Origin of the sequence: Virgibacillus sp. Bac332 (assembly GCF_003667785.1) — a bacterium.
Classification (GTDB): domain Bacteria; phylum Bacillota; class Bacilli; order Bacillales; family Amphibacillaceae; genus Virgibacillus; species Virgibacillus salarius.
Genome location: NZ_CP033046.1, coordinates 1,146,488 through 1,169,605, shown reverse-complemented (window position 1 = coordinate 1,169,605; position 23,118 = coordinate 1,146,488). Strand labels below are relative to the sequence as shown.

At 44.6% G+C, this 23,118-nt stretch carries 8 protein-coding genes, 9 tRNA genes, 6 rRNA genes and 1 other annotated feature; all 23 genes read right to left on the bottom strand.

The features are described from left to right. Positions 1–127: 127 nt before the first annotated feature. Positions 128–342 (bottom strand) — a binding site (T-box leader). A gap of 42 nt (positions 343–384) precedes the next feature. Continuing rightward, positions 385–1,854, bottom strand: a complete 1,470-nt coding sequence (gltX, locus tag D9782_RS05520) for a glutamate--tRNA ligase (RefSeq protein WP_121604286.1) — start codon at positions 1,852–1,854, stop codon at positions 385–387. 144 nt (positions 1,855–1,998) lie between these two features. Continuing rightward, a complete protein-coding gene (locus D9782_RS05515) occupies positions 1,999–3,096 on the bottom strand; it encodes a PIN/TRAM domain-containing protein (RefSeq protein WP_026680211.1) in 1,098 nt (365 codons plus the stop codon). Between the two features lie 386 nt (positions 3,097–3,482). Then, positions 3,483–4,859 carry a DNA repair protein RadA gene (gene radA / locus D9782_RS05510; protein WP_026680210.1) on the bottom strand — a complete coding sequence of 459 codons (1,377 nt, stop codon included), beginning with the start codon at positions 4,857–4,859 and terminating at the stop codon, positions 3,483–3,485. Between the two features lie 468 nt (positions 4,860–5,327). Beyond that, on the bottom strand, positions 5,328–7,754 hold the full coding sequence (gene clpC, locus D9782_RS05505; RefSeq protein ID WP_026680209.1) for an ATP-dependent protease ATP-binding subunit ClpC: 2,427 nt from the start codon (positions 7,752–7,754) through the stop codon (positions 5,328–5,330). A gap of 18 nt (positions 7,755–7,772) precedes the next feature. Then, positions 7,773–8,837 (bottom strand): protein-arginine kinase McsB, encoded by a 1,065-nt coding sequence (locus D9782_RS05500; RefSeq protein WP_121604285.1) that lies wholly within the window; start codon positions 8,835–8,837, stop codon positions 7,773–7,775. After that, on the bottom strand, positions 8,834–9,382 hold the full coding sequence (locus D9782_RS05495) for a protein-arginine kinase activator protein McsA (RefSeq protein ID WP_026680207.1): 549 nt from the start codon (positions 9,380–9,382) through the stop codon (positions 8,834–8,836). Before D9782_RS05495 ends, D9782_RS05500 begins: the two co-directional genes overlap by 4 nt. A 12-nt stretch (positions 9,383–9,394) precedes the next feature. Continuing rightward, a complete protein-coding gene (locus D9782_RS05490) occupies positions 9,395–9,862 on the bottom strand; it encodes a CtsR family transcriptional regulator (protein ID WP_026680206.1) in 468 nt (155 codons plus the stop codon). A gap of 224 nt (positions 9,863–10,086) precedes the next feature. Next, entirely contained in the window at positions 10,087–10,734 is a 648-nt protein-coding gene (locus tag D9782_RS05485; protein WP_371414009.1) for an MgtC/SapB family protein, read from the bottom strand. Positions 10,735–11,150: 416 nt separating this feature from the next. After that, positions 11,151–11,266, bottom strand: a 5S ribosomal RNA gene (gene rrf, locus D9782_RS05480). Between the two features lie 149 nt (positions 11,267–11,415). Then, positions 11,416–14,334, bottom strand: a 23S ribosomal RNA gene (locus tag D9782_RS05475). A 410-nt stretch (positions 14,335–14,744) separates the two neighbouring features. Continuing rightward, positions 14,745–16,310: ribosomal RNA gene (locus D9782_RS05470) — 16S ribosomal RNA — on the bottom strand. Positions 16,311–16,452: 142 nt separating this feature from the next. Continuing rightward, a tRNA-Ala gene (locus D9782_RS05465) sits at positions 16,453–16,528 on the bottom strand. A 6-nt stretch (positions 16,529–16,534) separates the two neighbouring features. After that, positions 16,535–16,611, bottom strand: a tRNA-Pro gene (locus tag D9782_RS05460). A gap of 6 nt (positions 16,612–16,617) precedes the next feature. After that, positions 16,618–16,694: transfer RNA gene (locus D9782_RS05455), tRNA-Arg, on the bottom strand. A gap of 3 nt (positions 16,695–16,697) precedes the next feature. Further along, positions 16,698–16,786: transfer RNA gene (locus tag D9782_RS05450), tRNA-Leu, on the bottom strand. Between the two features lie 6 nt (positions 16,787–16,792). Further along, positions 16,793–16,867: transfer RNA gene (locus D9782_RS05445), tRNA-Gly, on the bottom strand. A gap of 21 nt (positions 16,868–16,888) precedes the next feature. After that, positions 16,889–16,973 (bottom strand) — tRNA-Leu (locus D9782_RS05440). Positions 16,974–16,988: 15 nt separating this feature from the next. Next, a tRNA-Lys gene (locus D9782_RS05435) sits at positions 16,989–17,064 on the bottom strand. A gap of 68 nt (positions 17,065–17,132) precedes the next feature. Further along, positions 17,133–17,208 (bottom strand) — tRNA-Thr (locus D9782_RS05430). Positions 17,209–17,212: 4 nt separating this feature from the next. Further along, positions 17,213–17,288 (bottom strand) — tRNA-Val (locus D9782_RS05425). A gap of 58 nt (positions 17,289–17,346) precedes the next feature. Continuing rightward, positions 17,347–17,462, bottom strand: a 5S ribosomal RNA gene (gene rrf / locus D9782_RS05420). 149 nt (positions 17,463–17,611) lie between these two features. Beyond that, a 23S ribosomal RNA gene (locus tag D9782_RS05415) occupies positions 17,612–20,530 on the bottom strand. Between the two features lie 410 nt (positions 20,531–20,940). Continuing rightward, positions 20,941–22,506: ribosomal RNA gene (locus tag D9782_RS05410) — 16S ribosomal RNA — on the bottom strand. The 16S, 23S and 5S rRNA genes sit together here with 9 tRNA genes alongside, the layout of an rRNA operon. Between the last annotated feature and the right edge of the window lie 612 nt (positions 22,507–23,118).

Genomic DNA, 23,118 nt, shown 5'->3' with positions numbered 1-23,118 from the left:
TGATTCTTGTAGTCGCCTAGCTTCTGGGCGCTGGAACTGGACGTGGCTCAAACACGCCCATATTTATCTACATGGGCAAATTTTATCATTTCCTTAGACTATAAAAAAACGCCTCTGTGTATGATTACTCAGAGACGCTTTTGCGCGGTTCCACTCTGTTTGAAGGCTAAAATTATCCTTCCAACTTCACCCTTATAACGGTAGAGTTCCGCCGTTATGTACTCATTTCCATAACGGACTCAAAGGGGCACTTCAAAAACGGATCTTAGAACCACTCACAGCCAAGGTGGATCTCTCTGAATAAGCCTCACGTTTCCTACTTTTCCTTGTCATCGTTCAATATTGTAGTAATACTATATTACATTTTATGCAGAATGTGAATTATTAAGCTTCTAATTTGTTTAACACCTTATCTAAGCGCGACAGAACAGCCGCTTTCCCTAGTAATTCAATCGCCATAGGAAGCTCAGGGCCATGTGTCTGACCGGTTGTAGCTACTCTAATTGGCATAAACAACTTTTTGCCACGATGTCCAGTTTCCTTTTGCGTGGCTTTGATTTGAGCCTTAATAGAATCTTTCGTAAAGTCATCCAAATGAATTAACTTATCTGTAAATACTTGTAGTACTTCTGGAACCTGCTCCTCTTGAAGCACATCCATTGCACCTTCATCAAGCGACAATTCCTCATTAAAGAAAAGATCTGTTAACTCTACAATCTCTGCTCCATATCTTAATTGTTCTTTGTATAGAGCAATCACCTGTTCAGCCCACTGTTTCTTTTCATCACTTATTTGCTGTGGTAATTTCCCAGCTTCCACCAAATGCGGCATTGCAAGCTCAATGACATCCTTTAAATCTGCCGCTTTAATATATTCATTATTCATCCATTTTAATTTATGACGATCAAAAATCGCAGCTGAAGTAGACAATCGTTCAGGATCAAAGATATCAATTAATGTATCTTTATCAAAAATTTCTTCCTCTCCAACAGGCGACCATCCTAATAAAGCAATGAAGTTAAAAAGCGCCTCTGGTAAATAACCAAGGTTATAGTACTGCTCAATAAATTGCAAAATGTGCTGGTCTCGCTTGCTCAGCTTTTTCCGTTCTTCATTTAAAATAAGCGTCATATGTCCAAATTGCGGTGCGTCCCAATCAAACGCATTGTAAACCATCATTTGCTTCGGCGTATTGGAAATATGTTCCTCTCCTCGAAGTACATGCGTTATTTCCATTAAGTGATCATCAATAGCAACAGCAAAATTATACGTAGGTATACCATTTTTCTTCACAATAACCCAATCACCAAAATCACTGGATTCAAACGTAATTTCGCCTCTAACGATGTCATTAAATGTATATGTTTCATTTTCCGGAACTCTCATACGAATACTTGGTTGACGTCCTTCTTTTTCAAATGCTGTGATTTGTTCTTCGCTTAAATCACGATGCGCACCCGAATACTTAGGTACTTGCCCACTCGCACGTTGCTGTTCTCTTTCTGCCTCAAGCTCTTCTTCCGTCATATAGCATTTATAAGCCAAGCCTCTTTCTAATAGCTCGTCCACATATTTTTGATATAAATCAAGACGCTCCATTTGACGGTAGGGACCGTATTCGCCGCCTATATCTGCTCCTTCATCCCATTCGACACCTAGCCATTGAAGAAACTTCAGCTGACTCTCTTCACCACCAGCCACATTTCGTTTATCATCTGTGTCTTCAATACGAATAACCATTTTCCCGTTAAAATGTTTCGCATATAAATAGTTAAATAATGCTGTACGTGCGTTTCCGATATGCAAATGACCTGTTGGGCTTGGTGCATAACGTACACGAACCTGGTTTGTCATGGTTCTGCCCCTTTCTATTCTTCAAACATAATGTAAATTGAATCACTAATCTTTTTGAACCAAAATAGTATATATATAGTATAACAAAAGTGATAACAATGACATGTTATCACTTTTTTCTATCCTCTATAAGTTATACCCTTTTTATAGTGCTTTTTCAAGTAATTTTGGCTTGGCAAATATCATTCTACCGGCAGATGTTTGCAACACACTGGTAATTAAAACTTCAATTGTTTTTCCAATATAATCTCTACCTTCTTCCACAACAATCATCGTTCCGTCGTCAAGGTAGGCAATTCCTTGGTTATGTTCTTTACCATCTTTAATAACTTGAACAACAAGCTCTTCGCCAGGTAGTACAACTGGCTTCACAGCATTTGCCAGATCATTAATATTTAAGACAGGAACACCTTGTAGATCACAGACCTTATTTAAATTAAAATCATTGGTAACAACAATTCCATCAATTACCTTTGCTAATTTAATAAGCTTGCTATCCACTTCATGGATATCCTCAAAATCACCTTCATAAATTTCCACTTTTACAGGTAATTCTTTTTGAATTCGATTTAATACATCGAGCCCTCTTCGACCTCTGTTCCTTTTTAACACATCAGAAGAGTCTGCAATATGTTGCAACTCACCAAGTACAAATTGCGGAATAACAATTGTCCCTTCAAGAAAACTCGTTTGACAAATATCCGCTACACGACCATCAATAATGACACTTGTATCCAGTATTTTAGCTTTAGGTTGAATCGTTTGTGTATACTCCGTATCAGACGGTTTGCGTTTCTCTCGTTCTTTTTTATTAATGTTTAATAAATTTACAAATTCATCTCTACGTCTAAACCCGACTTGAAAACCAAAATACCCCAATAATATTGTGATAAATAGCGGTAAAACTTGAGATACTAGTTCAATATTGATATCTGTTAACGGTATATTTATTAGAAAAGCAATAACTAATCCTACCATTAACCCTAAACTTCCAAAAAACAAATCACCAACAGGCAATTTTATAAGTGCTTCTTCTACCCACTTTAAAAACCCTACAATATAATCCCCAAGCCAATATGAAATGAGAAAGAAAATAATTGCACCGATTATTGTTCCTGCATATGGTGATGATACCCAGTTTGCATTAGTAATATCCAATAAGTTTACAATATCCGGGATATATAAATACCCAACGGTACCACCCATGATAACAAAAAATAAATGAACTATTTTTTTCAGCACCACTGCCACCTCCTACCTTATATTATTGCCTACGATAGAAAAAAATAATCCTTCAAAAGTAATAAAATAAGCTATTATATCAACTAAATCATAGCACAGCTAAAATTAACATTCAAATATATAAAAATAAAATTATATCATATAAGTAATCCAATAGCAATGAATTTAGGAGCAAAAGTGCAAGCACCCGATTTGAAACGTACCGACTGGAGCGAGTCAACGGAGATAAAGGAAGCACGGTGAGCTTGCGAGCCAATAATGACTTATCCTAGGGTCATTCGTGATGTCGCTTCGTTTCTGGGCGCTGGAGCTGGACGCGGCTCAACATGCGCCTATTTATCCATAAGGGAAAATTTTATTATTTCCAAGACTTTAAAAACAATCTACTACCTGCTGACTCCAATATTTAATGCTTGTTGAACGGATTCTACACCGATAACCTCAATACTATCTGGAACTGTCCAACCGTCCAAATTATTTTTTGGACAAATAACGCGCTTAAAACCTAGCTTTGCCGCTTCTTGAACTCGTTGTTCGATACGAGATACACGTCTAATCTCTCCCGTTAATCCAACTTCTCCAACAAAAATATCATCAGGCTTTGTTGGTTGATCACGAAAACTCGATGCAATACTTACTGCTATTGCTAAATCAATCGCGGGTTCATCCAATTTTACGCCACCTGCTACTTTTATATAGGCGTCCTGATTCTGTAACATAAGTCCAACACGCTTCTCCAGCACTGCCATAAGCAGCGGAACACGATTATGATCAATCCCTGTTGCCATCCTCCGTGGGTTCCCAAAGGCTGAAGGTGAAATCAACGCTTGAATTTCAACAAGCACAGGCCTTGTTCCTTCCATAGAAGCAACAACAGTTGACCCAGCAGCTCCTTGTGAGCGCTCTTCTAGGAAGATTTCAGAAGGATTCATTACTTCCCTTAGTCCTTCTTCTTTCATTTCAAATATCCCCATCTCATTCGTACTACCGAAACGATTTTTCACCCCACGTAAAATACGATACGTATGATGCCGCTCTCCTTCAAAATAAAGAACCGCATCAACCATGTGCTCTAACAGCCTGGGACCAGCTATAGCCCCTTCCTTTGTTACATGTCCCACAATAAAAATAGGAATGCCATTTGATTTTGCCAGCTTCATCAGCTCTGCCGTGCATTCGCGAACCTGTGAAACACTTCCCGGTGCACTTGAAACCTCTTCCCGAAAAATCGTCTGGATAGAATCAATAACAACAAAAGAAGGCTTAATGGCTTCTACTTGATTGGATATATCTAATAAATTTGTTTCCGCTAATACATAAAGTAAATCCGCTTTAACACCTAAACGGTCTGCTCGTAGCTTCGTTTGTCTTGTAGATTCCTCTCCAGATATATAAAGGACAGGTAATTGCTTATCCGCTAATTGCGCTGAGATCTGTAAAAGTAATGTAGACTTTCCAATACCCGGATCGCCACCAATCAACACCAATGACCCTGGTACGATTCCGCCTCCTAATACGCGGTTAAATTCCTTCATAGAGGTTGTTACACGTGGTTCCTCTTCTGATTCGATAGAAGTGATTTTCTCTGGCTTGCCGACGGTAGATCTAGCACCTGTTTGAAAAGCCTGCTTATGTCGACCTCCAGTTATCTCTACTTCCTCTACAAAGGTATTCCAATTGTGACATCCAGGACATTTTCCCATCCATTTAGGGGATTCATAGCCACATTCCTGACAAACATATTTCGTTTTTCGCTTTGCCAATTTTCTCTACCCCTTCACTTATCTATTATATACGATTATTGCAATGATAAAGTTACAGGTTCCTATCAATTTAATCAATAATTTCCATAGTCTTGCCACAAATTCCTGCTTCCCTTATAAGAATCGTTCCTTATTACTAAAAAACATGAATACCTTATTCATTTACGCTATACTCCTAAGTGACTTTTTCCCCACAAACAAAAGAATATGCATGGCCTCGAGTACCTATACAGTATTTATGTTATCTAATCGTTTAAGAAAAGGATTAGTCTCACACTTATTTATATAAAGAAAACTGGAATATACAAGACTCCTGCAGAAAGAGAAACAGTTTGCAGACCTAACATGAGTGTTGTACCCACAATAGGAGGCTGAACCATTTCATGCAAGAAGCGAGTATATTCCAGTTATGTAGGTACAGGCTACTTTTTGGATAGCCCCTTTCCCTACTTTTTTGCTTATCATCGTCTATGGAAGAATAATAAATTCACCTTTATTATTCAGGCCAATTTTCACTTTTTGACCTTTTTGGATTGTCTCCTTAAGTAATTCTTCTGATAAGAGATCTTCGATATTTTTTTGAATCGAACGGCGTAACGGTCGTGCTCCGTATTCGGGATCAAAACCTTCATTAGCAATTTTATCTAACGCTTTATCTGTTAACGAAAAATCAATATCCTGTTCTTTAAGCCGTTGCTGTAACTGTTCAATCATTAACGTTACAATATTCTTCATATGTTTTTTCTCTAATGAATGGAATACGATGGTCTCATCAATACGGTTCAAGAATTCTGGACGAAATGCCTTTTTCAATTCTTCTGTAACCTTAGATTTCATATCTTTATAATCTTGACCATTTTCCTCCAAATTAAAGCCGACATATTTATTACGTTTTAACTCATTTGCACCAACATTAGATGTCATAATTAATACCGTGTTGCGGAAATCAACTACGCGACCTTTCGAGTCAGTTAAACGGCCATCCTCTAGTACTTGTAATAGAATATTAAATACTTCTGGGTGTGCCTTCTCCACTTCATCAAGTAATACAACAGAATATGGCTTTCTACGAACCTTTTCTGTAAGCTGACCACCTTCATCATAGCCAACATAACCAGGAGGTGAACCTACCAAACGAGACGTAGCATGTTTTTCCATATACTCTGACATGTCAATACGAATCATAGCATCCTCATCAGCAAACATTGCTTCGGCTAGTGCTCGAGCAAGTTCCGTTTTCCCTACACCTGTTGGTCCTAAGAAGATAAAAGAACCTATCGGACGTTTTGGATCTTTTAAGCCTGCACGAGCTCTTCTGATAGCTTTCGAAATTGCATTCACAGCTTCTTCTTGACCAATCACACGATTATGAAGCGTATCTTCCATATTCAGCAATCGTTCGCTTTCATCCTTTGTCAATTTAGAAACCGGTACACCAGTCCATGTAGAAACGACACTAGCAATATCTTCTATAGTTACTTCCGAATCGGTTTGTCCTTGCTTTTCTTTCCACTCATTCTTTGTTTCTTCTAATTCTTCACGAAGTCGTTGTTCAGAATCACGAAGCGATGCTGCTTTTTCAAATTCCTGACTTTGTACAGCCGCATCCTTTTCTTTTCTTACTTCTTCCAGCTTTTGTTCTAGTTCCTTTAAATTAGGTGGTACCGTGTAGGAGCGTAAGCGTACCTTCGATCCAGCCTCGTCAATCAAGTCGATAGCTTTATCTGGTAAAAAGCGGTCTGTAATATAACGATCAGATAGACTTGCAGCTGCTTCAATCGCTTCATCGGTTATCGTCACGCGATGATGTGCTTCATAACGATCACGTAAACCATTTAAAATTTGGACGGTTTCCTCTAACGTCGGTTCATCTACCTGTATAGGTTGAAATCTACGTTCTAGCGCTGCATCTTTTTCAATATATTTACGGTACTCGTCAAGCGTTGTAGCTCCAATACACTGAAGCTCCCCACGGGCTAATGAGGGTTTTAGAATATTTGATGCATCAATCGCACCTTCAGCCCCTCCTGCGCCAATTAATGTATGCAACTCATCAATAAACAGTATAATATTTCCAGCCTGGCGAATCTCTTCCATAACCTTCTTTAATCGATCTTCAAATTCTCCACGATATTTTGTTCCCGCTACAACTGTACCCATATCCAGTGTCATCACTCGTTTGTCTCGTAATGTCTCTGGCACTTCGTTATTAATAATTTGCTGTGCAAGCCCTTCGGCTACGGCAGTCTTACCTACACCTGGTTCACCAATTAAAACTGGATTATTCTTAGTTCTACGACTTAACACTTGAATAACGCGCTCAATTTCTTTGCTACGGCCAATAACGGGGTCAATATTACCTTCTTTCGCACTTACCGTTAAATCACGAGCAAGTGAATCAAGCGTCGGCGTGTTTGCATTAGATTGTTGACCGCGCCCCTGTCTGTTAGCCTGGGATTCATTACTTCCAAGCAATTGTAGCACTTGTTGTCTAGCTTTATTTAGGCTAACACCTAAATTATTTAATACACGAGCAGCAACACCTTCTCCTTCACGAATAAGACCAAGCAATATATGCTCTGTACCTACATAGGAGTGGCCAAGCTTTCTTGCTTCATCCTGAGATAGCTCCACAACCTTTTTGGCACGGGGTGTATAATGTATTGACTGCATCGGTTGTTTGCCAACACCAATTAGCTTTTCAACCTCTTCTTGTATTTTTGAAATTTCCAGCCCTAAAGATTGCAATGCTTTTGCCGCAATCCCCTCTCCTTCACGTACAAGTCCAAGGAGGATATGTTCTGTACCAATATTATTATGGCCTAATCGTACGGCTTCTTCTTGAGATAAAGCTAACACCTTTTGTGCTCTTTCTGTAAAACGTCCAAACATCATATAAAAAATTCCTCCTATCTATTTCTCTAATTGTAAACGTTGGCGAATAAGTGATGCTCGTAATATATCACGTTCATTCGCTGTCAATGTCTTTTTGGCATATTGTTGTAGGAATCCTGGCTGAGTAAGTATCATTAATTCATTGAGGATATTTCGTGAAACATTTTTCACAAGGCCTAAATCAATTCCTAGGCGTACATTAGATAAGCATTTAGCAGCTTCTTTCGACTCCATGATCCTAGCATATTCCAAAACACCAAAGGAACGATAAATTCTATCCTCCATTTTGTCACTTGATTGCTCCATTAATTGTTTTCTAGCATATCTTTCATGCTCTATGAGCTGTTTTACGACACTTTGTAAATCCTCCACAATATCTTCTTCTGATTTTCCAAGTGTAATTTGATTAGATATTTGAAAAATATTACCTTGCGCTTCACTACCTTCTCCATAAATACCGCGGACTACAAGCCCTAACTGATTAATGGCAGGTATCATACGATTTATTTGTTTTGTTAAAACAAGAGCTGGTAGATGCATCATGACAGATGCACGCATCCCAGTACCTACATTAGTAGGGCAGCTCGTAAGGTATCCTCTTGTTTCATCAAAGGCATAATTAATTTTTTCTTCTAACCAATCATCAAATTCAAATGCCTTTTGCAACGCCTTAGATAATTGAAATCCTGGAAAGTACAGTTGCAAACGAATATGATCTTCCTCGTTGATCATCAAGGACACCTGTTCATTCTCAGAAATAAGTGTTGCAGCTGACTCTGAGTGCTTTGCCAATAATGGGCTGATTAAATGTTTTTCTACTAATACGCGTTTCTCAACTGCTGATAAGTCCCGGATAGAAATAAAGGAAATATTCTTATACTCGCTAAATGACTGATTTTCATATTTCTCTTTAAAGAAATTCCTTATTTCTTCTAATTGATTTGGCTCAGCAAGAATTGGATAAGCAATATTTGCAAAGTTCCTTGCAAGGCGAATACGACTACTTAGTACAATATCGCTATCTGGTCCTTCCTCCCTCATCCAAGGGCTAATAGCCTTATTCATAAATTGCTGTAGTGTCATGTATGATCACCTGCTCCCGAATCATCTTGCGCATGATTTAACGCTTTAATTTTATCTCTTATTTTAGCAGCCTCTTCAAATTCCTCATTCTCCACCAGCGTTTTTAGTTTTACTTTTAATTCTTCTGCTTGCTTCTTCTTATGCAAATCCCCACCTTGGCGTTTAGGGATTTTTCCGCTATGCTTTGTATTACCAGCATGTACTCGTCGGAAAATAGGGTCCAGACGATGATTAAACGTTTCGTAGCAAAGCGCACATCCAAATTTCCCTATTTGTTTGAATTCCGAGAAGGTCATTTCACATTTAGGACACTGTAGCTCTTTTACTTGCTGATAGGCTGACCCTTGAGGTCCCGCCATATTTGATGTATCAAAGTTAAAGAGCCCAGAAAGTAAATTATGCAATGAATATCCATCTTCTGGATATGTCAAATATCCTTTTTCTTTTGCACAAACTTTACATACATGCACTTCCATCTTTTGTCCCTGAATCAATTGTGTAAAGTGCAGTGTAGCAGGTCGTTCATGACATTCCTGGCATTCCATTTGCATTCCCCCCTACTTATTCAAATACTTTAGCGTATTCAGCATCGTTGTAAGTATGCGCGCACGAATTTCATCTCGTAACGGCAATTGAAATGCGAGTGTATTTCTATCAATAGCACTCAGCATAATTTTTGCTTCGCGTTCTGTAATAAGATTTTCTTCCAATAGCCTTTCTAACACATCGACAGATTTTTGTTGAGAAACTGTTGGATTAATCATTTCAATTATTTCATTGATTAATTCTGATTTATCTTGATGAATTACTCGCATAATACGAATATATCCACCACCACCACGTTTACTCTCCACTATATATCCTTTTTCCACAGTAAAGCGCGTATTAATCACATAATTTATCTGTGAGGGGACACATTGAAATTGATCAGCGATCTCGCTTCGTTTAATTTCAATCACATTTTTTCCTTTAGCCTGAAGTATCTGTTTTAAATAATTTTCTATCACATCTGAAATATTACTCATATGCCCACCCCCTTTTTAGCTGCATCCTTTGACTTTGACTATCTTTGACTTTACCTTTATTATACGTCAAAATCGAGAAGATGCAAATACCTTGTTCTATGTTTATTCTAGACAAAAATCACCATTACGAAACCTATGAATGAACGAGATCTCTATCATTTCTTCTATTAAAAAAAGAACCTTACACCATATTATATGTTGTAAAGTTCTTCTAGCAGCCCCATTTACTTAAGCTCAGATATATTTTTCACATGATCTACTTTAGAAATTTCCTCAAATAAAGAAATTCGATCTAGATCTGGCTTTCTTTCTATTTTAATAAAAATATTTCGCAAGTCGTTTTCTATTTTAATAATCTCTACTTTTTTTATGGTTAAATCGAATTTTTCCAACGCTGAAACAAGCTCATTCACCTTTAGATCGGGTAAGGTGACAATCTCAATTAAGTGGGAAGTCCCCCCCTTTGTAAATAGTCGCTCAAAATTATTAAGAAAAATTAAACTTAGTAAAATGATAAATGTCGTAAAAACAGCAGCTGCGTACATGCCGGCACCAACCACAAGCCCTATACCAGCAACTGTCCATATGGAAGCAGCAGTTGTTAAACCGCGAATTGCGCCACCATAAACAATAATTGTTCCTGCTCCCAGAAAACCTATCCCGCTTATTACATAGGATGGTATTCTCGCAGGATCGAATCGAACGTTATCATACTCCATAAATGACTCAAATCCAAATAAGGAAAGTAGCATCATTAAACAGGCTCCGACCCCAACTAAGATATGTGTGCGAAAACCGGCTGAATGATTCTTTACTTCTCTTTCAAATCCAATTAACCCAGAAAGAACTAACGCAATTAATACACGTAACATAATAAGATAAAAATGATCACCCAATAATTCGTCTAAAAAAGCTTGCAATTTTCGCACCCCCCTGTCCATTTTTCCCTTCATTTTACATGAATCTAAATAAAAGGTATAGTGGCATCTTTTTATATTTTTCTCTTATATATATGATTAAACCTTGCTATTTATCATAATACTACTGGCCAAATATTTTACATAAGAACAAATGGAGCGAGTCAACGGAGGTAAAGGAATCACGGTGAGCTTGCGAGCCGATGATGACTTAGATTAGGGTTATTCGTGAAGTTACCTTGTTTCTGGGTGCTAGAGCCGGGTGGACGCGGCTCAACACGCCCATATTTATACACAGGATCAAATTTAATTAACTCCTAGACTACAAAAAAGACTGAGTAAAAAAATTCACTCAGTCTTCCTTCTTGTTCGCCTGGCGGCGTCCTACTCTTGCAGGGGCAAAGCCCCAACTACCATCGGCGCTGGAGAGCTTAACTTCTGTGTTCGGCATGGGAACAGGTGTGACCTCTCCGCTATTGCTACCAGACCTAAAGGATGTAGATCGTTCTGTGTTGTTTCAGAACGTCCTTCTTCTTAAGGACAAGTTATATTATATGCAGTTTCCTGAGAAAATGCAAGGATTTTTTTGTACCCTAAAAACTAAATAAGAGATCATTCAACGACAACCAAAAGAAGTTAGTTAAGTCCTCGATCGATTAGTATCCGTCAGCTCCACGTGTCACCACGCTTCCACCTCGAACCTATCAACCTCATCATCTCTGAGGGATCTTACTCACTTGAAGTGATGGGAAGTCTCATCTTGAGGGGGGCTTCATGCTTAGATGCTTTCAGCACTTATCCCTGCCACACGTAGCTACCCAGCTATGCTCCTGGCGGAACAACTGGTACACCAGCGGTGTGTCCATCCCGGTCCTCTCGTACTAAGGACAGCTCCTCTCAAACTTCCAACGCCCACGACGGATAGGGACCGAACTGTCTCACGACGTTCTGAACCCAGCTCGCGTACCGCTTTAATGGGCGAACAGCCCAACCCTTGGGACCGACTACAGCCCCAGGATGCGATGAGCCGACATCGAGGTGCCAAACCTCCCCGTCGATGTGAACTCTTGGGGGAGATAAGCCTGTTATCCCCGGGGTAGCTTTTATCCGTTGAGCGATGGCCCTTCCATGCGGAACCACCGGATCACTAAGCCCGACTTTCGTCCCTGCTCGACTTGTAGGTCTCGCAGTCAAGCTCCCTTCTGCCTTTACACTCTGCGAATGATTTCCAACCATTCTGAGGGAACCTTTGGGCGCCTCCGTTACCTTTTGGGAGGCGACCGCCCCAGTCAAACTGCCCGCCTGACACTGTCTCCGAACCGGATCACGGTCCTGGGTTAGAAGGTTCGTACAGCCAGGGTGGTATCCCACGGATGCCTCCACGTAAGCTAGCGCTCACGATTCGATGGCTCCCACCTATCCTGTACAAGCTGTACCAACATTCAATATCAGGCTACAGTAAAGCTCCACGGGGTCTTTCCGTCCTGTCGCGGGTAATGTGCATCTTCACACATAGTATAATTTCACCGGGTCTCTCGTTGAGACAGTGCCCAAGTCGTTGCACCTTTCGTGCGGGTCGGAACTTACCCGACAAGGAATTTCGCTACCTTAGGACCGTTATAGTTACGGCCGCCGTTTACTGGGGCTTCGGTTCTACGCTTCGCACAAAAGTGCTAACGCTTCCCCTTAACCTTCCAGCACCGGGCAGGTGTCAGCCCCTATACTTCGCCTTTCGGCTTCGCAGAGACCTGTGTTTTTGCTAAACAGTCGCTTGGGCCTATTCACTGCGGCTCCTCGGCAAAGGAGCACCCCTTCTCCCGAAGTTACGGGGTCATTTTGCCGAGTTCCTTAACGAGAGTTCTCCCGCTCACCTTAGGATTCTCTCCTCGCCTACCTGTGTCGGTTTGCGGTACGGGCACCTATGAACTCACTAGAGGCTTTTCTTGGCAGTGTGAAATCAGGAACTTCGGTACTCTATTTCCCTCCCCGTTACAGCTTGAAATCGTCGAACGGATTTGCCTATTCGACTTCCTCACTGCTTGGGCGCACACATCCATCGGTGCGCTTTCCTTATCCTTCTGCGTCCCCCCATCGTTCAAACGCTCATGAGGTGGTACAGGAATATCTACCTGTTGTCCATCGCCTACGCCTTTCGGCCTCGGCTTAGGTCCCGACTAACCCTGAGAGGACGAGCCTTCCTCAGGAAACCTTAGGCATTCGGTGAAAGAGATTCTCACTCTTTTTTCGCTACTCATACCGGCATTCTCACTTCTAAGCGCTCCACCAGTCCTCACGGTCTGACTTCACAGCACTTAGAACGCTCTCCTACCATTGTTCGTAAGAACAATCCGCAGCTTCGGTGATACGTTTAGCCCCGGTACATTTTCGGCGCAGAGTCACTCGACCAGTGAGCTATTACGCACTCTTTAAATGGTGGCTGCTTCTAAGCCAACATCCTGGTTGTCTAAGCAACTCCACATCCTTTTCCACTTAACGTATACTTTGGGACCTTAGCTGGCGGTCTGGGCTGTTTCCCTTTCGACTATGAACCTTATCACCCATAGTCTGACTCCCAAGGCAAAGTAGCTGGCATTCGGAGTTTGACTGAATTCGGTAACCCGGTGAGGGCCCCTAGTCCAATCAGTGCTCTACCTCCAGTACTCGTTCCTTGAGGCTAGCCCTAAAGCTATTTCGGAGAGAACCAGCTATCTCCGTGTTCGATTGGCATTTCACCCCTACCCACACCTCATCCCCGCATTTTTCAACATACGTGGGTTCGGGCCTCCAGTCAGTGTTACCTGACCTTCACCCTGGACATGGGTAGATCACACGGTTTCGGGTCTACGACCGCATACTATGTCGCCCTATTCAGACTCGCTTTCGCTGCGGCTCCGTGTCTTCCACTTAACCTTGCATACGATCGTAACTCGCCGGTCCATTCTACAAAAGGTACGCCGTCACCCATTAACGGGCTTCGACTACTTGTAGGCACACGGTTTCAGGTTCTCTTTCACTCCCCTCCCGGGGTGCTTTTCACCTTTCCCTCACGGTACTGGTTCACTATCGGTCACTAGGGAGTATTTAGCCTTGGGAGATGGTCCTCCCGGATTCCGACGGAATTCCACGTGTTCCGCCGTACTCAGGATCCACTCCGGAGGAAATTCTCTTTCGATTACAGGGCTCTTACCTCCTATGGCGGATCTTTCCAGATCGCTTCATCTAAAGAATTTCTTGGTAACTCCAATGGAGTGTCCTACAACCCCAGAAGGCAAGCCTTCTGGTTTGGGCTAATTCCGTTTCGCTCGCCGCTACTCAGGAAATCGCGTTTGCTTTCTCTTCCTCCGGGTACTGAGATGTTTCAGTTCCCCGGGTATGCCTCCTCTACCCTATGTATTCAGATAGAAGTACTGCTCCATTACGAACAGTGGGTTCCCCCATTCGGAAATTCCCGGATCAACGTCTACTTACGACTCCCCGGGACATATCGGTGTTAGTCCCGTCCTTCATCGGCTCCTAGTGCCAAGGCATCCACCGTGCGCCCTTATTCACTTAACTAGCTTTCTATGAATAAGCGTACTTATTTATCGCCTTAACTTTTGGTTTTCTAGCTTCCGCTCATAGCGATTAGCATGACTTCCTTCCTCTTCGTACGATAAGTCAACATCGATTCACTTACGTTTATCGTGTTTCCTTTATCTCCTGCGAGTCAGTCCAGTCTGTACATCGCTAAACATTCGCTTCCGCTTTTAGTTTGATGTCGTTGTTACTCTTATTTAGTTTTCAAGGTACAAACTTCCACAGGATGTGGTGACTTCTGCGTTCGTCACAGGACGTGACGGATCTTAACAGAAGATCCTTTCACCCTTGAGAGACATCATTTACTCTCTCAAAACTGAACCAAACAACCAAGTATGTCCTTACAAACCATTCGTAAAGAATGGTTCGCGTTCCGTAATTATCCTTAGAAAGGAGGTGATCCAGCCGCACCTTCCGATACGGCTACCTTGTTACGACTTCACCCCAATCATTGGTCCCACCTTCGGCGGCTGGCTCCAAAAGGTTACCTCACCGACTTCGGGTGTTACCAACTCTCGTGGTGTGACGGGCGGTGTGTACAAGGCCCGGGAACGTATTCACCGCGGCATGCTGATCCGCGATTACTAGCGATTCCGGCTTCATGCAGGCGAGTTGCAGCCTGCAATCCGAACTGAGAATGGTTTTATGGGATTTGCTTGACCTCGCGGCTTCGCTGCCCTTTGTTCCATCCATTGTAGCACGTGTGTAGCCCAGGTCATAAGGGGCATGATGATTTGACGTCATCCCCACCTTCCTCCGGTTTGTCACCGGCAGTCACCTTAGAGTGCCCAACTAAATGCTGGCAACTAAGATCAAGGGTTGCGCTCGTTGCGGGACTTAACCCAACATCTCACGACACGAGCTGACGACAACCATGCACCACCTGTCACTCTGTCCCCGAAGGGAACATCCTATCTCTAGGATTGGCAGAGGATGTCAAGACCTGGTAAGGTTCTTCGCGTTGCTTCGAATTAAACCACATGCTCCACCGCTTGTGCGGGCCCCCGTCAATTCTTTTGAGTTTCAGCCTTGCGGCCGTACTCCCCAGGCGGAGTGCTTAATGCGTTAACTTCAGCACTAAGGGGCGGAAACCCCCTAACACCTAGCACTCATCGTTTACGGCGTGGACTACCAGGGTATCTAATCCTGTTCGCTCCCCACGCTTTCGCACCTCAGCGTCAGTTACAGACCAGAGAGTCGCCTTCGCCACTGGTGTTCCTCCACATCTCTACGCATTTCACCGCTACACGTGGAATTCCACTCTCCTCTTCTGTACTCAAGTCCTCCAGTTTCCAATGGCCCTCCACGGTTAAGCCGTGGGCTTTCACATCAGACTTAAAGGACCGCCTGCGCGCGCTTTACGCCCAATAATTCCGGACAACGCTTGCCCCCTACGTATTACCGCGGCTGCTGGCACGTAGTTAGCCGGGGCTTTCTGGTCAGGTACCGTCAAGGTGCCGCCCTATTTGAACGGCACTTGTTCTTCCCTGACAACAGAGTTTTACGATCCGAAAACCTTCATCACTCACGCGGCGTTGCTCCGTCAGACTTTCGTCCATTGCGGAAGATTCCCTACTGCTGCCTCCCGTAGGAGTCTGGGCCGTGTCTCAGTCCCAGTGTGGCCGATCACCCTCTCAGGTCGGCTACGCATCGTCGCCTTGGTAAGCCGTTACCTTACCAACTAGCTAATGCGCCGCGGGCCCATCTGTAAGTGACAGCTAAAAGCCGCCTTTCAACTTCTCGTTATGCAACGAAAAGTATTATCCGGTATTAGCCCCGGTTTCCCGGGGTTATCCCAATCTTACAGGCAGGTTGCCCACGTGTTACTCACCCGTCCGCCGCTCGTTCCACAGGCGTCACCTCCGGAGAGGATCTGCCTGCTTCCCGCGCTCGACTTGCATGTATTAGGCACGCCGCCAGCGTTCGTCCTGAGCCAAGATCAAACTCTCCAAAAAAGTTTGTTCATAATTAACACCGTTAATTATGATGTCTTAGCTTGCTCCAGAAGTTTCCTTCTGGTTATTTTCAAGAAAAAACAGTTGCATGTTTTTCTCTTGACATACTGGTTGTTTTGTTCAGTTTTCAAAGAGCAAATATTGGTGGAGCCTAGCGGGATCGAACCGCTGACCTCCTGCGTGCAAGGCAGGCGCTCTCCCAGCTGAGCTAAGGCCCCATATAATGGTCGGGAAGACAGGATTTGAACCTGCGACCCCATGGTCCCAAACCATGTGCTCTACCAAGCTGAGCTACTTCCCGAAAAAATGGCGCGCCCGAGAGGAGTCGAACCCCTAACCTCTTGATCCGTAGTCAAACGCTCTATCCAATTGAGCTACGGGCGCTTATGGTGCCGAGGGCCGGACTCGAACCGGCACGGTGGAAACCCACCGCAGGATTTTAAGTCCTGTGCGTCTGCCAATTCCGCCACCCCGGCTTGGCTTGGAGCGGAAGACGGGATTCGAACCCGCGACCCCCACCTTGGCAAGGTGATGTTCTACCACTGAACTACTTCCGCAATACAATATATTTTTATGAATGGTGCGGGTGGAGGGAGTCGAACCCCCACGTCCGAAGACACTAGATCCTAAGTCTAGCGCGTCTGCCAGTTCCGCCACACCCGCAAAATTATATTATTATGGTGAGCCATGGAGGATTCGAACCTCCGACCCTCTGATTAAAAGTCAGATGCTCTACCGACTGAGCTAATGGCTCATAAATTTTTAATTCTAGAAGTTCTAGCGAACTAATAACTCGTACATAATTAACAAGTATAATGAAAATGGTGCCGGCCAGAGGACTTGAACCCCCAACCTACTGATTACAAGTCAGTTGCTCTACCAGTTGAGCTAGGCCGGCTTTATGGTGGAGGATGCAGGGCTCGAACCTGCGACCCCTTGCTTGTAAGGCAAGTGCTCTCCCAGCTGAGCTAATCCTCCGATGCACTATGTGCAACGCATAAATAAATTGCGTTTTGAATTAAAAATTAAGTATAATGCCTGGCGGCGTCCTACTCTTGCAGGGGCAAAGCCCCAACTACCATCGGCGCTGGAGAGCTTAACTTCTGTGTTCGGCATGGGAACAGGTGTGACCTCTCCGCTATTGCTACCAGACCTAAAGGATGTAGATCGTTCTGTGTTGTTTCAGAACGTCCTTCTTCTTAAGGACAAGTTATATTATATGCAGTTTCCTGAGAAAATGCAAGGATTTTTTTGTACCCTAAAAACTAAATAAGAGATCATTCAACGACAACCAAAAGAAGTTAGTTAAGTCCTCGATCGATTAGTATCCGTCAGCTCCACGTGTCACCACGCTTCCACCTCGAACCTATCAACCTCATCATCTCTGAGGGATCTTACTCACTTGAAGTGATGGGAAGTCTCATCTTGAGGGGGGCTTCATGCTTAGATGCTTTCAGCACTTATCCCTGCCACACGTAGCTACCCAGCTATGCTCCTGGCGGAACAACTGGTACACCAGCGGTGTGTCCATCCCGGTCCTCTCGTACTAAGGACAGCTCCTCTCAAACTTCCAACGCCCACGACGGATAGGGACCGAACTGTCTCACGACGTTCTGAACCCAGCTCGCGTACCGCTTTAATGGGCGAACAGCCCAACCCTTGGGACCGACTACAGCCCCAGGATGCGATGAGCCGACATCGAGGTGCCAAACCTCCCCGTCGATGTGAACTCTTGGGGGAGATAAGCCTGTTATCCCCGGGGTAGCTTTTATCCGTTGAGCGATGGCCCTTCCATGCGGAACCACCGGATCACTAAGCCCGACTTTCGTCCCTGCTCGACTTGTAGGTCTCGCAGTCAAGCTCCCTTCTGCCTTTACACTCTGCGAATGATTTCCAACCATTCTGAGGGAACCTTTGGGCGCCTCCGTTACCTTTTGGGAGGCGACCGCCCCAGTCAAACTGCCCGCCTGACACTGTCTCCGAACCGGATCACGGTCCTGGGTTAGAAGGTTCGTACAGCCAGGGTGGTATCCCACGGATGCCTCCACGTAAGCTAGCGCTCACGATTCGATGGCTCCCACCTATCCTGTACAAGCTGTACCAACATTCAATATCAGGCTACAGTAAAGCTCCACGGGGTCTTTCCGTCCTGTCGCGGGTAATGTGCATCTTCACACATAGTATAATTTCACCGGGTCTCTCGTTGAGACAGTGCCCAAGTCGTTGCACCTTTCGTGCGGGTCGGAACTTACCCGACAAGGAATTTCGCTACCTTAGGACCGTTATAGTTACGGCCGCCGTTTACTGGGGCTTCGGTTCTACGCTTCGCACAAAAGTGCTAACGCTTCCCCTTAACCTTCCAGCACCGGGCAGGTGTCAGCCCCTATACTTCGCCTTTCGGCTTCGCAGAGACCTGTGTTTTTGCTAAACAGTCGCTTGGGCCTATTCACTGCGGCTCCTCGGCAGAGGAGCACCCCTTCTCCCGAAGTTACGGGGTCATTTTGCCGAGTTCCTTAACGAGAGTTCTCCCGCTCACCTTAGGATTCTCTCCTCGCCTACCTGTGTCGGTTTGCGGTACGGGCACCTATGAACTCACTAGAGGCTTTTCTTGGCAGTGTGAAATCAGGAACTTCGGTACTCTATTTCCCTCCCCGTTACAGCTTGAAATCGTCGAACGGATTTGCCTATTCGACTTCCTCACTGCTTGGGCGCACACATCCATCGGTGCGCTTTCCTTATCCTTCTGCGTCCCCCCATCGTTCAAACGCTCATGAGGTGGTACAGGAATATCTACCTGTTGTCCATCGCCTACGCCTTTCGGCCTCGGCTTAGGTCCCGACTAACCCTGAGAGGACGAGCCTTCCTCAGGAAACCTTAGGCATTCGGTGAAAGAGATTCTCACTCTTTTTTCGCTACTCATACCGGCATTCTCACTTCTAAGCGCTCCACCAGTCCTCACGGTCTGACTTCACAGCACTTAGAACGCTCTCCTACCATTGTTCGTAAGAACAATCCGCAGCTTCGGTGATACGTTTAGCCCCGGTACATTTTCGGCGCAGAGTCACTCGACCAGTGAGCTATTACGCACTCTTTAAATGGTGGCTGCTTCTAAGCCAACATCCTGGTTGTCTAAGCAACTCCACATCCTTTTCCACTTAACGTATACTTTGGGACCTTAGCTGGCGGTCTGGGCTGTTTCCCTTTCGACTATGAACCTTATCACCCATAGTCTGACTCCCAAGGCAAAGTAGCTGGCATTCGGAGTTTGACTGAATTCGGTAACCCGGTGAGGGCCCCTAGTCCAATCAGTGCTCTACCTCCAGTACTCGTTCCTTGAGGCTAGCCCTAAAGCTATTTCGGAGAGAACCAGCTATCTCCGTGTTCGATTGGCATTTCACCCCTACCCACACCTCATCCCCGCATTTTTCAACATACGTGGGTTCGGGCCTCCAGTCAGTGTTACCTGACCTTCACCCTGGACATGGGTAGATCACACGGTTTCGGGTCTACGACCGCATACTATGTCGCCCTATTCAGACTCGCTTTCGCTGCGGCTCCGTGTCTTCCACTTAACCTTGCATACGATCGTAACTCGCCGGTCCATTCTACAAAAGGTACGCCGTCACCCATTAACGGGCTTCGACTACTTGTAGGCACACGGTTTCAGGTTCTCTTTCACTCCCCTCCCGGGGTGCTTTTCACCTTTCCCTCACGGTACTGGTTCACTATCGGTCACTAGGGAGTATTTAGCCTTGGGAGATGGTCCTCCCGGATTCCGACGGAATTCCACGTGTTCCGCCGTACTCAGGATCCACTCCGGAGGAAATTCTCTTTCGATTACAGGGCTCTTACCTCCTATGGCGGATCTTTCCAGATCGCTTCATCTAAAGAATTTCTTGGTAACTCCAATGGAGTGTCCTACAACCCCAGAAGGCAAGCCTTCTGGTTTGGGCTAATTCCGTTTCGCTCGCCGCTACTCAGGAAATCGCGTTTGCTTTCTCTTCCTCCGGGTACTGAGATGTTTCAGTTCCCCGGGTATGCCTCCTCTACCCTATGTATTCAGATAGAAGTACTGCTCCATTACGAACAGTGGGTTCCCCCATTCGGAAATTCCCGGATCAACGTCTACTTACGACTCCCCGGGACATATCGGTGTTAGTCCCGTCCTTCATCGGCTCCTAGTGCCAAGGCATCCACCGTGCGCCCTTATTCACTTAACTAGCTTTCTATGAATAAGCGTACTTATTTATCGCCTTAACTTTTGGTTTTCTAGCTTCCGCTCATAGCGATTAGCATGACTTCCTTCCTCTTCGTACGATAAGTCAACATCGATTCACTTACGTTTATCGTGTTTCCTTTATCTCCTGCGAGTCAGTCCAGTCTGTACATCGCTAAACATTCGCTTCCGCTTTTAGTTTGATGTCGTTGTTACTCTTATTTAGTTTTCAAGGTACAAACTTCCACAGGATGTGGTGACTTCTGCGTTCGTCACAGGACGTGACGGATCTTAACAGAAGATCCTTTCACCCTTGAGAGACATCATTTACTCTCTCAAAACTGAACCAAACAACCAAGTATGTCCTTACAAACCATTCGTAAAGAATGGTTCGCGTTCCGTAATTATCCTTAGAAAGGAGGTGATCCAGCCGCACCTTCCGATACGGCTACCTTGTTACGACTTCACCCCAATCATTGGTCCCACCTTCGGCGGCTGGCTCCAAAAGGTTACCTCACCGACTTCGGGTGTTACCAACTCTCGTGGTGTGACGGGCGGTGTGTACAAGGCCCGGGAACGTATTCACCGCGGCATGCTGATCCGCGATTACTAGCGATTCCGGCTTCATGCAGGCGAGTTGCAGCCTGCAATCCGAACTGAGAATGGTTTTATGGGATTTGCTTGACCTCGCGGCTTCGCTGCCCTTTGTTCCATCCATTGTAGCACGTGTGTAGCCCAGGTCATAAGGGGCATGATGATTTGACGTCATCCCCACCTTCCTCCGGTTTGTCACCGGCAGTCACCTTAGAGTGCCCAACTAAATGCTGGCAACTAAGATCAAGGGTTGCGCTCGTTGCGGGACTTAACCCAACATCTCACGACACGAGCTGACGACAACCATGCACCACCTGTCACTCTGTCCCCGAAGGGAACATCCTATCTCTAGGATTGGCAGAGGATGTCAAGACCTGGTAAGGTTCTTCGCGTTGCTTCGAATTAAACCACATGCTCCACCGCTTGTGCGGGCCCCCGTCAATTCTTTTGAGTTTCAGCCTTGCGGCCGTACTCCCCAGGCGGAGTGCTTAATGCGTTAACTTCAGCACTAAGGGGCGGAAACCCCCTAACACCTAGCACTCATCGTTTACGGCGTGGACTACCAGGGTATCTAATCCTGTTCGCTCCCCACGCTTTCGCACCTCAGCGTCAGTTACAGACCAGAGAGTCGCCTTCGCCACTGGTGTTCCTCCACATCTCTACGCATTTCACCGCTACACGTGGAATTCCACTCTCCTCTTCTGTACTCAAGTCCTCCAGTTTCCAATGGCCCTCCACGGTTAAGCCGTGGGCTTTCACATCAGACTTAAAGGACCGCCTGCGCGCGCTTTACGCCCAATAATTCCGGACAACGCTTGCCCCCTACGTATTACCGCGGCTGCTGGCACGTAGTTAGCCGGGGCTTTCTGGTCAGGTACCGTCAAGGTGCCGCCCTATTTGAACGGCACTTGTTCTTCCCTGACAACAGAGTTTTACGATCCGAAAACCTTCATCACTCACGCGGCGTTGCTCCGTCAGACTTTCGTCCATTGCGGAAGATTCCCTACTGCTGCCTCCCGTAGGAGTCTGGGCCGTGTCTCAGTCCCAGTGTGGCCGATCACCCTCTCAGGTCGGCTACGCATCGTCGCCTTGGTAAGCCGTTACCTTACCAACTAGCTAATGCGCCGCGGGCCCATCTGTAAGTGACAGCTAAAAGCCGCCTTTCAACTTCTCGTTATGCAACGAAAAGTATTATCCGGTATTAGCCCCGGTTTCCCGGGGTTATCCCAATCTTACAGGCAGGTTGCCCACGTGTTACTCACCCGTCCGCCGCTCGTTCCACAGGCGTCACCTCCGGAGAGGATCTGCCTGCTTCCCGCGCTCGACTTGCATGTATTAGGCACGCCGCCAGCGTTCGTCCTGAGCCAAGATCAAACTCTCCAAAAAAGTTTGTTCATAATTAACACCGTTAATTATGATGTCTTAGCTTGCTCCAGAAGTTTCCTTCTGGTTATTTTTAAGAAAAAACAGTTGCATGTTTTTCTCTTGACATACTGGTTGTTTTGTTCAGTTTTCAAAGAGCAAATTAGTTTGCTGCTTTTTCGACAGCAACTCTTTCATTATACCAGTTTGATCAACTCAAGTCAAGAACTTTTTTTACTTAACTTTTTCGCTGTTCAAATTGGCGACTTTATTAATATACCATGCAAAGCATTGAGTGTCAACACTTTTTTTATTCATTTTATGAATTGCATTGGCAGTTGCCTTGTGAAGCAACGTTATTAAATTTACCACGTTTGTAATATGAAATCAAGGGGTTTTGTAAAGAAAATAAGACAAAATATTAATTTGTACTCTTTATTAAATTCTAATATTTAAATAAGCCTATTTTAATTCGTTATCTATTATAAATAATGTACCCAATTCCAACTAAATAAAACGTGAATATCGTTTGAATTATGCTTTGTACAACGTAACCATTAAACGTTAATCTTCTATATATAGGGAGAAAAAACGCAAGCGACCGAATAGAAACGGAGCGAGTCAACGGAGATAAAG

Bases quoted from the DNA above. Each gene is read 5' to 3' on its own strand.
- D9782_RS05485 (WP_371414009.1), bottom strand. From the start codon at position 10,734: ATGTTACGTGTATTAATTGCGTTAGTTCTTTCTGGGTTAATTGGATTT.
- gltX (WP_121604286.1), bottom strand. From the start codon at position 1,854: ATGACAAACCAGGTTCGTGTACGTTATGCACCAAGCCCAACAGGTCAT.
- D9782_RS05500 (WP_121604285.1), bottom strand. From the start codon at position 8,837: ATGACACTACAGCAATTTATGAATAAGGCTATTAGCCCTTGGATGAGG.
- clpC (WP_026680209.1), bottom strand. From the start codon at position 7,754: ATGATGTTTGGACGTTTTACAGAAAGAGCACAAAAGGTGTTAGCTTTA.
- D9782_RS05490 (WP_026680206.1), bottom strand. From the start codon at position 9,862: ATGAGTAATATTTCAGATGTGATAGAAAATTATTTAAAACAGATACTT.
- D9782_RS05495 (WP_026680207.1), bottom strand. From the start codon at position 9,382: ATGGAATGCCAGGAATGTCATGAACGACCTGCTACACTGCACTTTACA.